Below are 13,902 nucleotides of genomic sequence, written 5' to 3'. Positions count from 1 at the left end.
AACCCTTGATTTTGTATTAGTCCACGCAGGTGGACTTGGTTTGTGTAGTAGCGAATTCTATTCGCCCAATACTTTTCAAACATCCTCTTAGCCACAAGAGGCTTACATAGAACTTGTGGATACCAAGTTTCTCAACTCACCATATCAGATAAATCTAGCACCAAATCAATCTATCATCCCCACAGCAAGAATTTTTTGATGCCATGACTTATCGTCAGTTATTTCTTCAAAAAGCGCTGACATAGACGAGATATAAATATATTCACCTCTGGTATTTTCAGCCATGAAGCGATCGCAGCAAACACCGCAATCCCTACGAAGCCAGATATACACAATTGCAACACCAGAATCAGTAAACCTGTTTTACCAAACAAATGCTGGGAACCAAGCAATGTCCCATAGCTTGCTACCCCAGCTACCACGCTACCAGCAGCCAAACCCAGAATTGGCAAACTCCACTCGCGCCAAGGTAAACCATTGAGTTTGCGATCGAGTAACCATAACAGCATTAACATTGAACTGCAATTTACACCCACCGTTGCTAACACCAAACCGGGAGCGCCAAAAGGTTTCACGAAAAACCAATCTAATATAATGTTGAGCAAGATGTTAAAAACACTGATGCGAAAAGGTGTTTGTCCATCTCCTAAAGCATAGAATACCCGCACCAAAACATCACGTCCCAAATAGACAAACATCCCAATTCCGTAAGCTACTAATAAGGATGAAACTAGCTCTGTGGCTTCTGGTTTGAAAGCACCGCGTTCATATACCACCTGCACAATGGGTATTGATAGCGACACCATCAGCGCCCCTAGCGGTAGCATGGTGAAGGCAGTGAGTAAGAGTCCTTGGCGAATGCGTAATTTTAAATCTGGCCAATTTTCGGGGCCGGCAAGTTTGGCAAATATCGGTAATAGAGGCAGTAAAATGATATTAGAGATAATCCCCAAGGGAGTTTGGACTAATAAATTTGCATAGTTAAATCCTGCCGCCGCACCAGGGATAGGACTAGCAAAATAAAGGTCAGTCGCAACATTAATTGGCATCATTCCAGAGGAGACTGTCGCCGGAGTCATGATTTTGATTACTTCTTGAACGCCTGGGGATTTAAATTCAAACCGCAGGCGTAATGTACCCAATCCTAACCGCCACTGGACAATTAGCTGCACTAACCACTGGAGAACTGCTCCTGCTAAAGTTCCCCAAGCTAACACCATTCCCCCGATTAAAGCGTACTCCGGCTTAATAATGTCTTTGCCCAGTTGCATAGCCAAGATCCCAAGACCAACAACAACGGTAATACTAGATAATAAAGGACTAATGGAGAGTAACCAATATTGATTGGCTGTATTGAGAGTCCCGAAGCCAATGCCAATTAAACCGGCAAATAAAGCCATCGGTGCCATAATGCGGAGTTGTTGAATAGCGATCGCTCTGGTTGTTTCTTGCAAACCATGACCGACTAAATCAATGATTGTATCCGCAAATAAAATCTGAGCAACTGTCACCAGCAATAGTAATCCAGCTACCAGCGTTGTCACAGTTTCCACTAGGGGAGCCGCTTCTTCTCGCCGCCGCTTGGCTAAAACGCTGACAAGCGCGCTGTGTAATGGCCCATTAACGCCACCAAGTAAGATTAATAGAAAGCCAGGAATAATATAGGCATAACTATAGGCGGTGGCAGCAGCACCAACACCAAATGCGGCAGCGATCGCTTGCTGCCGCACTAAACCGAAGACTTTACTAATTAATGTGGCTGCGGCAACAATGCCAGCAATTCCAGCGAAAGAACGAGAGGGCTTTTGGTCTTGTTGTGTCACGAATAATACCCGACAACTCTTACAGAGTGCATACTTTAAAACATTTAACCTGAAATTCCGCAGTCTGTCAGGTAAATTTCCACAAATTAGTTATTTTAAATGCTTTCACCCTTGGTATTGGTAAAGCGAAGGCTCAAAATTAAATTCCTGAGATTGCTATGATACAGCGAATTGCTAGTTAGTCGAGTCGCGTCTTGATTCTGACTTCTGAATTCTTCTTCAATGTGTACAAGCCAAAATTATTTTTCAACTTATTACGAGGATAGATCGAGAAAGGGGAACTATAACAATAACCATCTTCTGGGAAATAGTTAAACTCTGTAAAAATTTGCAGGTTGTCATATTTTTAACACCCTTTAACCCCGTGAAGTTTGGTGTGAGGAACCCTTGTATAAAAACAAAATAATCCAGAGCAATGGAACCCAATTCAAATTTCACAGAAAATCAACTTCTCTTGTCTAGCGCTCAACTTCAAGAGCAACTAGAGCAACAAAAGGCTCTGGCGAGTGTAATTGTGCGAATTCGGGAGTCTCTTGACTTAGAAACAATTTTTCAAACGACTGTTACACAAGTGCGTCAATTGCTAAATGCCGATCGAGTCGCAGTCTTGCAGTTTGAACTAGGAAAAGATTGGGAAGGAGAATTTATTTCTGAGGATGTTGCACTTGGTTGGGACTCAGTAATGGCAGTGAAAGTCTACAACTACTGCTTTGGAGGACAAGTTGCTTCCAGTTATCAAGAAGGTCAATTACAAGCAGTAGCAGATATTTACAAGGCGGGACTGAGTGATTGTCATCTGGCAATTTTGAGTAAATTTCAGGTACAGGCTAATCTTGTTGTCCCTCTAACGCGGAAGAAAGAACTGTGGGGATTGCTTTGTATTCATCAGTGCAGTGAGACTCGTAATTGGAAAGAATCAGAAATTGAGTTTATTAGTCAAATTGCCGACCATCTTGCCGTTGCGATTCAACAAGCGAAGCATCTCCATGAAGTCCAATTGCAAGCTGCAAAGTTAGCTCAAGCAGTTCAGCGTGACCAAGTAATAGCTAAAATTGTTGATGAAATTCGCTCACCCCTTGATATTGAAACCATTTTTAAAACCACAACTCAAGAAATACGTAAGCTGCTGCAAGCCGATCGAGTTGCCATTTTTAGCTTCAATCCAGATTGGAGTGGTAACTTTGTTGCAGAATCATTTACTCAAGGCTGGACTCCCTTAGTTGGCATTCAGCCTGCGATCGCTGATACTTATTTACAACAGACGCAAGGTGGACGTTACCTTAACAACGAGACATTTATAGTTAATGACATTTATCAAGCCGGATTAACAGACTGCCATATCACCTTATTGGAGCAATTTCAGGCAAAAGCCTTTGCAACAGCGCCTATTCTCCAAGGAGATCAACTTTGGGGAGTCATTGCTGCTTACCAAAATACCTTACCCAGAGAGTGGCAGTCTTATGAAGTCGAATCACTGAGCAAAATCGGCACACAAATTGGTGTAGCCCTACGACACCATAAGTTGCTGGCACACGCTCAGTACCAAGCAGAGCAACAAAAGACGTTAACTAGCGTAATTACTCGAATTCGGGAGTCTTTAGATTTAGATACAATCTTTCAGACTACTGTCACCGAGGCAAGGCAAATGTTACAAGCAGACCGAGTGGCAGTCTTTCGTTTTGACCCGCAAAAAGATTGGGAAGGAGAATTTATTTCTGAAGATTTTGTGCCTGAGTGTAACTCGGTAATGGCAGAAAAAGTTTATGATTACTGCTTTGGGGAAAACTTTGCACACCTTTACTCTCAAGGTCGAGTAAATGCGATCGCTGACATTCATCAAGGGAAGTATCCCGGTTGCTATGTCCAAATCTTAGCGAAATTTCAAGTGCGGGCAAATATGGTTGCACCTCTATTAAAAAAAGGTCAACTTTGGGGATTGTTGTGTATTCACCAATGCACTGCTCCTCGTTACTGGCAACCCTCGGAAATTGAATTTGCTAGTCAAATAGCCGAGCAATTGGGAGTCGCATTAAAACAGGATTCTTATTTAAAGCAAGTTCAAATGCAGGTTATTCAGTTAGCAGAAGCCACTGAACGGGAGAAAGCAATGGAACGACAAGAACTTCTGGCTGCAACCATTGATAAAATCCGCCAATCACTTGATATTAAAACTATTTTTAGAACCACTACTCAAGCTGTGCGAGAGTTGCTCGAAGTCGAGCGAATTGCAATCTACCGCTTCAACCCAGATTGGAGTGGTAAGTTTGTGGCAGATTCCTTTAAAGATGGTTGGAAACCTGTTGTACAACTCCAACCAATGATTATAGAGACTTTTGAAGATACAGACGACGATAACGAACTTCCGCGTAACGAAACCTTTGTGCCAATTCGGGAAGGTGAGAAATTATGGGGATTATTAGTTGCTTATCAAAATTCGCAACCACGTTATTGGAAAGAGGAAGAAATTAATTTACTGGCTCAAGTCGGGGTGCAATTGGGAATTGCAATTCAGCAAGCGGAATTACTCGAACAAACTAAACGTCAAACCTTAGAACTTACTCAAACTCTGCAAGAATTAAAACAAACTCAAACTAGGTTAATTCAGGGTGAAAAAATGGCAGGTTTAGGACAACTACTTGCTGGAGTTGCTCATGAGATTAACAATCCGATCAGTTTTATTTTTGGCAATCTGATTCATTTAAATGAATATACTCAAGAACTGTTAAAGGTGGTGAAACTTTATCGAGAAAACTCCTCTCTATTGCCAACTGTCCAAGAGAAAATTGACAAGACTGATTTGGAATTTCTCATCGAAGATTTACCGAAAACCCTTGAGTCGATGAAAGTAGGAACAGAGCGCATTTGTGAGATTGTGCTATCACTGCGAAACTTCTCTCGTACAGATGAGGCTGAATTGAAGCCTGTAGACATTCATGAAGGCTTAGATAGTACTTTACTAATCTTAGGGCATCGGCTCAAAAACAATAATGAACGCCCAGCTATTGAGATTGTGAAAGGATATGCTAATTTACATTTGCTCGAATGCTATCCCGCGCAATTAAACCAAGTGTTTATGAATCTTTTGAGTAACAGTATTGATGCTTTAGAGGAGAAGTTTAAAACTATCCAGCAAAGGTATTTGAAATTATCCCAAACGTGTCCGAGAATACCTTTGACTATCTGGATTAGTACGCAGGCCGTTAATAACCAGATTGTAATTAGAATAGCCGATAATGGTCATGGGATTCCCGAAGAGGTGCGATCGCACATATTTGACCCCTTCTTCACCACCAAAGCACCAGGTAAAGGTACAGGGTTAGGATTATCTATCAGCTATCAAATAATAGTTGAAAAACACCATGGTCAAATTAAATGTTCTTCTAAACCAGGAGAAGGAACAGAATTTTTAATTGAAATTCCCAGCAGTAATTAGAGGTGATTGATTTTTGACAATTTTAATTCCCACTAATAAGATTTGTGCTACAAAGCTTAACATAAAGCCTAGCATACCGATTCAAAGGTGTTGGTACGTTACGCTATTGCTAACACACCCTACTAGTGGTCTGTCCCATTAATTTTGAGAGATAAAAGAACGAACCGCAAAGTACGCAAAGAGCGCAAAGGAAGAAAAGTTAAGAATGAGTTCACCCATTAAATATAATATAATGGGATAATGGGCTGCTAGATCCCCGACTTCTTGAAGAAGTCGGGGATCTGAACACCACTAACCTCTCAAAACTTTTGGGACAGACCACTAGTTGCAAAAAAATTGTAGGTTGGGTGGAGGCTTTGCGTAACCCAACATCCTGATATACGTTGGGTTGCGCTCCGCTCCACCCAACCTACGTCTAATCCACTATTTTAAGCTTACTACGCCACTACTATCGGCAACCTAAACTATCTCGCGTTGACACACCCGTAACCGGATTTACGCCATCGGCTCTTTCACACAGCAGCGACACTTGATAACGGTCAATTAAAGCATTGGTAAAATCAGCGCCAGTGACATCAGCTTCGTAAAAGCGGCTACGGGTTAAAGTTGCTTCCGTAAAGATGGCATTCTTGAGGTTAGCACCATCCATAGTCACGCGATCGACTAAAGCACCGCTTAAGTTCGCACCTTCCAAATTTGCCTTTAACAAAACCCCTTTAGTCAGAATTGCGTTGGTTAAATTCGCTCCTTGAAAATTCGTCCCCCGCATTTCCGCTGCTACAAATGTTACACCTGCCAAATCAGCATGAGAAAAGTCACGATTTTCTAAATTTATATTGTTGTAATTGATTGTGTTTATCTGAGCAAAAGCTGGTTTGGGATTAAGTATTATCCACCCAAATGCTAGTAGCAAAATCACAATCAAACCGAAAAAGCGCAGTAAAATCTTTTTCATGACTTTATTATTTTTCAGCAGTCTTTTATGATTAGTCCTCTCTTAAAAAGTTCTGAGCGGAGGTTTCCTCCGTTCAGACTTTGCGCTTTGTCATTTAACCAATGACAAATGACTAATGACAAATGACTCCTGCCTATTTCCAATCTTTACCAATGCGGATTGTCAGATCAGATTCTAAATCACCAATTGCTGACACTTCTATTTGACCCAAGCCTAAGACTTTTTGCAAATCAACTCCAACTCGTCGGTTGCCTTTTTGGACAACAATCTGAGTTTGGCGCTGGGTATCTGGCCAATCAGGAACTTTGTAAATATTAGTAAAGCCTTTCTGTTTGAGATAAGCAATAACTTTTTCAGTTAGCTGAGGTTGATTGGAAGCATTTTGAATAGCAATTTTGAGGTTAGGAACCTGACGCATATCTGGTTTCAGACCAGGTACACTTACCCCAACATAATCATTCAGCAAGCTCTGTTGTCCAGTCATATTTAGCCAATAGCTATTAGGATCTTGGCTAAAACGGCTAAAAGTACCAGGCAACACGGTCATTTGGAAATTATCTCGATCTAAGTTGAGACCGAAATTTACCAACGCCATCATTTCTTCCATCTTCAGGTTGGTATCAAAGTATTTTCGCATTAAGCGAGTTAATTGAGGCAACCTGGGTAAGATGGTAGGACTCTTGAGGCGTTGCAGCAGGGCTGCTGTTAGTGCTTGCTGACGCTGCACTCTTGACAAATCTCCCAAACCTGGTTCACGGAATCGGACAAACTGTTCTGCTTGTTCGCCGTTGAGGGTTTGCCAACCACTGACTAAATTAATCGACAGCCGACTGCTAGAGTCTTTATATTCCATTGATTTCGGAACAAAAACCTCTACTCCGCCTAACTGATCGACTAACTGCCGTAATCCGCTAGTAGAAATACGGATGTAGCGGTCGATTGGGGCGTTATTTAAGGTACGGCTAACTACCCGTGCTGCCAAGACTGGGCCGCCTTTGGCATTGGCATCAGACACCTTAGTTAATCCCTTTTCTCCCTTTTCGGGGATAGCGATCATTGTATCTTTAGGAATCGAAAGCACCCTTGCAGATTTTTCACTAGGGTTAAGCCGTACCAACAGCATGGAATCGCTTTTCCCAGCAAAGCTTTCTGGTGAACCATCAACGGTACCGCTGAGTGGTTCAATCCCCATAATTAAAATATTCATGGGTCGTGAAAGCTGATATTGGGAGAGTTTGCTCCATAACTCCCCTGGTAGAGGAATTTTTTGCTCGTCTTTACCAGTAGTTCCTAAATCTTCATCTGTTCGATCGAGATTGCTCCATAAAGGAGTCCACAGCGCTAACGTTGACACCAGCAATCCAGATAAGATGATGCCAATGACAACCGTCGTAATCAACAACAGCCATCGAGGTATGGTTAAGCCCAGTCTCTCGGAAAGCTGATTGGGAATCGCGCCCACTGATTCGACGACGCTACGGTTCGGATTCGCCGGCTGGTTTAGTTCTACATCCTCCTCCTCTGAGTCGGGTATTGGTGCAGGCGCTAGTTGACTTTCCGTCCGTTGAAGTTGCGATGATCGCACTTCACTTTCAAACTCTACTACTTGTTGAGATGTAACCGAATTTTCCGACCATCCGACTTGTTTTATCACAATTATCTCCCCACTCAACCACTCCCTAAAAGTATGTTAATCCAAGCTACAAATATTGCCAGTGGAAAAGCTCACTGTAAACTTGTAATGTTCTTCGGTAGGCGTGTATGACAACATGAATACTTTATTGTTCCCCGTGATCCTTGCTGGTGGTAAAGGTGAACGTTTTTGGCCCCTGAGTCGCAAAGAACGACCCAAGCAATTTTTAAGTCTTGATGGTAGCTCTAGAAGCTTATTACAAGCAACCGCCGATCGCTTGTTAGCACTCGGAGGAAGTTGGGATACCTTGTGGGTCATAACTTCTAGTCAGATAGCTGAAGGGGTAAGACAACAATTACCTGATCTACCAGTTGAAAACTTATTGATCGAGTCCGAAGGAAGAGACACTGCCGCAGCGGTTGCTTGGACAAGTTTAGAAATCAAGCGGCGCTATGGAGAAGACGCTGTGATTGGCTTTTTCCCCGCTGACCACTGGATTGCTGACCAAAAGGCGTTTGCACACACATTAAGCGCGGCTACGCAACTGGCAGCAAGCACAGCAGCGATCGTGACACTGGGGATCAAGCCTACTTTTCCATCAACCGGTTACGGCTACATTGAGCAAGGTGAAAAAATAGGTAGCTTTAATGAGTTGCCAGCTTATCACGTCAACCGCTTTACTGAAAAGCCCGACCGGGAAACGGCAGAAACTTTTTTATCTACGGGACGTTTTAGCTGGAATAGTGGAATGTTCGTTTTTCGGGCAGGGGTTGTTCTCAAAGAACTACATACCCATGCTCCAGAAATTATCGAACCTTTAGAACAACATGGTCCTGATATCTATCCCCAGTTGCCTAAGAAGAGTATAGACTATGCCTTAATGGAAAAGACAACTCTAGCATACGTTTTGCCAGTTGATTTTGGTTGGGATGATTTAGGAGATTGGAATGCAATCGAACGCTTACTGAAGACAGAGGAGACTCCGAATGTGGAACTCGCTACCCACATTGGGCTGGATACCCAGGGGGCGATTATTTATGCCTCAAATCCAGAGGATGTAGTTGTTACTATTGGTTTAGAGGACGTGGTGATTGTGCGCGATCGCAATGTCACCCTCGTTGTTAAAAAAGAACGTACCCAGGAAATTAAGCAGATCCTCAAAATTCTCCAAAGCGATTCCCGTTTTACCGACCTGCTATAAAAGTTAAAACCCCTGGCAGAGGCGAAAAAGTCTATTTTCCTATTATAACTTGACTGTCTGTTATTCAATCTGACAGTTATGGACATTATTCGCTTTGAGCCTCTCGCCAAGACAATAGCCATCGATTCTATTACTGCTGATCAAAAATATATTTCTCCCTCCAAAGGATTTTCTTGTTCCCATCGCTGATTACACTGCGGGGATTCCTGCTCTAATTACGTCAAAAGGATGCTGAGTGAACAGAAGCTCCAAGAAGCCGTACAATCATCCATAAAAAGATTTCAAGACTGTACCGCAGCTAGCAAAACTTGTGACTTGTACCAAAGCTAGAGCCGACTTCCGTTGTATTGTTATTCCCTGCTGCTTACCTTTTTAACTTACAAAAATGTTCCTCACCCAAACTGTTCCCCGTCAACGAGAAATCCTGGAAGTTTTCCTTCGCAATGGCTGGGACTATATGCGAAGGTTACTTACTGGTGGTAAAGCTGATGAACCGCAGCTACCGACACCTGCGGTTTTAAAAAATATCCTGGTAGACTTGGGGCCAGTTTACGTCAAACTTGGACAGCTACTCTCTACCCGTCCAGATTTACTGAGCGCCGCCTATATTGAGGAACTATCAACTCTTCAAGATGAAGTACCACCAGTTCCTTGGTCAGAGATCGAAATAATCCTCCGCAAAGAATTAAAACGTCCATTAGCAGAAACTTTCAGCACAGTTAACCCGATTCCCGTAGCAGCCGGATCAATTGCCCAGACCCATCGCGCTACACTAGCAGACGGTCGAGAAGTTGCTCTGAAAGTGCAGCGTCCAGGAATTGATATTACTGTTGTCCAAGATATTGCTTTAATTCAAGGTATTGCTGATTTAGTGGCGCGGACTGAGTTTGGGCAAACCTACGAAATCAAATCCATCGCCGAAGAATTTACCAAAGCTCTAGAAGCTGAGTTAGATTTTACACGGGAAGCGGGTTTTACAGACCAACTGCGGCGCAACTTATCTAAAAGTCGTTGGTTTGATCCCACACAAATAGTAGTTGCAGAAATTAACTGGGAATTGACCACAGAAAAATTACTGGTGATGGAATGGCTAGATGGAGTGCCGTTCCTGTCGGCGGATTTGGATAGTAACACCAATGGTAAAGACCCTGCTGTACTGCGTAAAGAAATAACTACTTTGTTATTTCGGGTATTTTTCCAGCAACTATATATTGATGGTTTTTTTCACGCCGATCCCCATCCGGGAAACTTGTTTTATCTCAAAGATGGCCGTGTTGCTCTTTTAGACTGTGGCATGGTGGGAAGACTTGATCCCCGCACACAGCAGATATTAACAGAGATGTTGTTAGCGATCGTTGATTTAGATGCTCAGAGGTGCGCTCAGTTAACTTTGCAGCTAGCAGATTCGGCTCAACCAGTAATTTTATCACGGTTGGAAAATGATTATGACCGGATGCTACGAAAGTATTACAATGTCAGCTTGACTGAGATGAATTTCAGTCAGATAATCTATGAAATTTTGCAAGTTGCCCGCAATAATAAAATTCGCCTACCGAGCAACATGGGTTTGTATGCCAAAACCATAGCCAACCTAGAGGGAGTGGCGCGGACATTCAACCCAGAGATTAATCTGATTGATGAAATCAAACCATTAATTACAGACTTGTTTCGTCGCCAGTTAATAGGGGATAATCCAGTGCGATCGCTCTTACGGACAGCTTTGGATCTGAAAAGTCTGTCTCTCCAATCTCCTCGTCAAATCGAACTGTTATTAGACCGTGTTACCTCAGAAACCTTACAGTGGAATCTATCATTACGGGGTTTAGATGGCGTGCGGCGCACTATGGACGATGCCGCTAACCGCCTATCTTTTAGTATTTTAGTGGGTTCGCTGATTATGGGTGCGGCAATTATTTCCACCAGAGCGCAGACAACTCAGCTATCTTTTTTAAGCACCATTCTGTTTGCAGTCGCTAGTTTATTGGGTTTGTGGTTAATTATCAGTACACTGCGATCGGGACGTTTACGGTAAAACCATTTTAAATTTTGGATTTTGGATTGAAGAAAAATCTAAAATCTAAAAATAATTAAAGGTCTGTAGTAAGCTGTCCTAGGTCTTAAAATAGGTTTAGAGCCGTTTACTACAAGCTAATTTAATTAATGCTGTATTCCTTAACATAGTTTGATTTATTCTTGACCATTTATTTATACTAATTCTCCCTGAGCTTGCATTTAATATTGGCTTACTTGGCGGACTTGACGGTTCGTTTAATAATTAAATGCATCTTCATAGCTAATTAGTATTATATCTGTGATTCTAATATAAAAAATATGTCAATCATCATTGCAGAAAATCTGAGCAAATCTTATCCAGTAGCAGTTAAAAATCCCGGAATTAAAGGTACAATTACACACTTTTTTCGCCGCACCTACCGCTCAATAAAAGCAGTTCAGGATGTTTCCTTTGAAATTGCCCCTGGTGAAATAGTGGGATTTTTAGGCCCAAATGGTGCTGGTAAAACCACCACACTAAAAATGCTTACAGGGCTGATTCATCCCTCTGGCGGTACAGTTAGAGTCGCTGGACAAGTTCCGTTTCAGCGTAAAGAAGCATTTTTGCAAAAAATTACCTTGGTAATGGGGCAAAAACAGCAGCTAATTTGGGACTTACCAGCACTCGATTCTTTTAAAATTAATGCCGCTGTATACAACATCTCTGATAAAGAATTCCAGCGGCGGGTGGGAGAATTAACAGAGATGCTTTCCTTAGAAGGCAAGCTTACCCAACCAGTACGGAAGCTGTCTTTGGGTGAGCGGATGAAGGCAGAATTGTTGGCAGCACTTTTGCATCATCCCCACGTATTATTCCTAGATGAACCGACGCTAGGATTAGATGTAAATGCTCAGGCAGCGGTACGCGAGTTCTTGCGCGAATACAATCAGCGTTATCAGGCTACAGTGCTATTAACAAGTCACTACATGGCTGACATCACAGCTTTGTGTCAACGGGTGCTGTTGATTCACCAAGGAAGGCTGATGTATGACGGCAGCTTAGATGGACTGCTGGAACGTTTTGCTCCTTACCGAGAAGTCTACATAGAGTTAGCCCAACCTTTACCAATAGAAAAACTTATGACCTATGGTGATGTGAAACTTTTAGAAGGGCGAGCAGTACGTTTTATGGTATCGCGAGAGGCACTCACCCGCACAGTATCTCAGATTTTAGCGGATTTGGAGGTAATTGATTTAACTGTCACCGAACCGCCTGTGGAAGAAGTAATTGGACGAGTTTTTCAGGCAGGTGTTGTGGAGTAGAGACGCGATTAATCTCTTGTAGAGACGCGATTAATCGCGTCTTTATGTCTTTATAAGAGTGGAGAATTCTGGGTAATTGTTGTAGTGGGAAGTGAATAAATGAAGCAGATAATCAGAAAAGCCCTAACTTTGCTGTCAGTATACTACGCCTATATGGTTGAGTATCGGGCAGAACTAATCTTATGGGTTTTAGCTGGGTCTTTACCGATTATCCTCATGGGTGTCTGGATACAGGCAGCACAAGGAGGACAGTTTGGGCTATCACCTGTGGATTTTGCTCGTTATTTCATTACAGTTTTTATTGTCAGACAACTAACTGTTGTTTGGGTAATTTGGGACTTTGAAAAAGAGGTTGTGGAAGGCAAGCTTTCGCCCAAGTTACTACAACCGCTCGACCCAGTATGGCATCACGTTGCAGGGCATATTTCTGAAAGATTTGCTCGTTTAACCTTTGCTTTTTTATTAGTGGGATTATTTTTTATTCTCTATCCCCAAGCTTTTTGGATACCAAGTTTAGATAGATTTTTGCTCTTTATATTGGCGGTAGCGCTAGCTTTTGCTTTGCGATTTTTGATTCAGTACACCTTTGCTATGTTCGCCTTTTGGACAGAACGGGCTAGCGCTTTAGAAAATTTCTGGTTGTTATTTTATCTATTTTTATCTGGTTTGATAGCACCTTTAGAGGTGTTTCCAGAACCAGTGCGAAAAATAGTTATGTTTACACCTTTTCCCTATTTAATTGATTTTCCTGCGAGTCTTTTGATAGGGCTACCTGTGGATATAGGGCGGGGATTTTGGTCAATGGTGGGTTGGATATTAGTATTTTTGGGTGCGAATCGCTGGCTTTGGCGTATGGGTTTGAAGCGGTATTCTGGAATGGGAGCATGAACAATTATCAAAATAGGATTCAGGAGTCAGAATTAATTTTGTACGACTGGTGAATGAATAAATGGGTTCAACACACCCCACCAGTTGCAATACTGCTCGGATAAGCAGGAGAGGCAGGGGAGGCAAAACTCAACGCCAGCCTCCATTTCTCCCCCGGCTATTGAACAGCTTGCCTCAACCAGGAAATTCCAAAACCTACGCAGTATTGCCACCAGTTGATTCTGACTCCTGAATTCTTCTTCAAATGAATTGCTGTAATTCATCTAGAGTATTAACGCTCTTAATTCCCTGGTGAATTGCTCTTAATCTATCTAAATCGGAAATTTGAGATATTTCTGGCATCATTTGCAATCCCTCAGTGCCGAATTTTATCTCCAAAGCGAGTTCAATACCTGACAGTATCTCTTCTCGCCGTCCTTCTTGCCGTCCTTCTTGCCGTCCTTCTTGCCGTCCTTCTCGCCGTCCTCGTTCTTCCCCTTCTCTCAAAATTTGCTGATACCAGGGAGATTCGCGTAATATTGCCATATCCCACCTCATGATTTGCTGAACTAAAGCGCTGTCTAATAACCCAAGTTGCTAGTTACTAGTCAAGGGCGATCGCAATGGGTGTGTTAAGCAATAAAATGCCCTCCAAGAAGAAAATTAGGAGGGCTA

8 protein-coding genes and 1 pseudogene are annotated in these 13,902 nt (G+C 42.4%); 5 read left to right on the top strand and 4 right to left on the bottom strand.

Features of this window, described 5'->3' with window-relative positions:
- Positions 1–218: 218 nt before the first annotated feature.
- The gene (gene murJ / locus V7K67_RS19735) at positions 219–1,823 is read right to left on the bottom strand and encodes a murein biosynthesis integral membrane protein MurJ (RefSeq protein WP_335168023.1); all 1,605 of its coding nucleotides are present in this window, start codon (positions 1,821–1,823) and stop codon (positions 219–221) included.
- A gap of 415 nt (positions 1,824–2,238) precedes the next feature.
- Here murJ and V7K67_RS19730 point away from each other — a divergent pair, with 415 nt between their 5' ends.
- Positions 2,239–5,256, top strand: a complete 3,018-nt coding sequence (locus V7K67_RS19730; protein ID WP_334729227.1) for a GAF domain-containing sensor histidine kinase — start codon at positions 2,239–2,241, stop codon at positions 5,254–5,256.
- Between the two features lie 448 nt (positions 5,257–5,704).
- Here V7K67_RS19730 and V7K67_RS19725 read toward each other — a convergent pair whose 3' ends face one another.
- The gene (locus V7K67_RS19725; RefSeq protein ID WP_334729228.1) at positions 5,705–6,211 is read right to left on the bottom strand and encodes a pentapeptide repeat-containing protein; all 507 of its coding nucleotides are present in this window, start codon (positions 6,209–6,211) and stop codon (positions 5,705–5,707) included.
- Positions 6,212–6,344: 133 nt separating this feature from the next.
- On the bottom strand, positions 6,345–7,865 hold the full coding sequence (locus V7K67_RS19720) for an LCP family protein (protein WP_335168021.1): 1,521 nt from the start codon (positions 7,863–7,865) through the stop codon (positions 6,345–6,347).
- A gap of 115 nt (positions 7,866–7,980) precedes the next feature.
- On the opposite strand from V7K67_RS19720, the gene V7K67_RS19715 reads away from it, so the two are divergent.
- From V7K67_RS19715 to V7K67_RS19700, 4 genes are all read left to right on the top strand, one after another.
- On the top strand, positions 7,981–9,045 hold the full coding sequence (locus V7K67_RS19715; RefSeq protein WP_335168019.1) for a mannose-1-phosphate guanylyltransferase: 1,065 nt from the start codon (positions 7,981–7,983) through the stop codon (positions 9,043–9,045).
- Between the two features lie 385 nt (positions 9,046–9,430).
- Positions 9,431–11,077 carry an ABC1 kinase family protein gene (locus tag V7K67_RS19710; RefSeq protein ID WP_334711941.1) on the top strand — a complete coding sequence of 549 codons (1,647 nt, stop codon included), beginning with the start codon at positions 9,431–9,433 and terminating at the stop codon, positions 11,075–11,077.
- A gap of 299 nt (positions 11,078–11,376) precedes the next feature.
- Positions 11,377–12,360 (top strand): ABC transporter ATP-binding protein, encoded by a 984-nt coding sequence (locus V7K67_RS19705; RefSeq protein ID WP_334711942.1) that lies wholly within the window; start codon positions 11,377–11,379, stop codon positions 12,358–12,360.
- Between the two features lie 99 nt (positions 12,361–12,459).
- Positions 12,460–13,248 carry an ABC transporter permease gene (locus V7K67_RS19700; protein WP_334711943.1) on the top strand — a complete coding sequence of 263 codons (789 nt, stop codon included), beginning with the start codon at positions 12,460–12,462 and terminating at the stop codon, positions 13,246–13,248.
- 240 nt (positions 13,249–13,488) lie between these two features.
- On the opposite strand, the pseudogene V7K67_RS19695 reads toward V7K67_RS19700, so the two are convergent.
- A pseudogene (locus V7K67_RS19695) lies at positions 13,489–13,815 on the bottom strand (transposase); the annotation flags it as partial.
- Positions 13,816–13,902: the final 87 nt, after the last annotated feature.

Origin of the sequence: Nostoc sp., from assembly GCF_036917155.1 — a bacterium.
GTDB lineage: Bacteria > Cyanobacteriota > Cyanobacteriia > Cyanobacteriales > Nostocaceae > Nostoc.
The sequence above is the reverse complement of the archived record's forward strand: the minus strand, read 5'-3'. Positions and strand labels throughout refer to the sequence as shown.

Excerpts from the sequence above, each read along its gene's own strand:
- V7K67_RS19730 (WP_334729227.1), top strand. The coding sequence starts at position 2,239 with ATGGAACCCAATTCAAATTTCACAGAAAATCAACTTCTCTTGTCTAGC.
- V7K67_RS19725 (WP_334729228.1), bottom strand. The coding sequence starts at position 6,211 with ATGAAAAAGATTTTACTGCGCTTTTTCGGTTTGATTGTGATTTTGCTA.
- V7K67_RS19715 (WP_335168019.1), top strand. The coding sequence starts at position 7,981 with ATGAATACTTTATTGTTCCCCGTGATCCTTGCTGGTGGTAAAGGTGAA.
- V7K67_RS19710 (WP_334711941.1), top strand. The coding sequence starts at position 9,431 with ATGTTCCTCACCCAAACTGTTCCCCGTCAACGAGAAATCCTGGAAGTT.
- V7K67_RS19705 (WP_334711942.1), top strand. The coding sequence starts at position 11,377 with ATGTCAATCATCATTGCAGAAAATCTGAGCAAATCTTATCCAGTAGCA.
- V7K67_RS19700 (WP_334711943.1), top strand. The coding sequence starts at position 12,460 with ATGAAGCAGATAATCAGAAAAGCCCTAACTTTGCTGTCAGTATACTAC.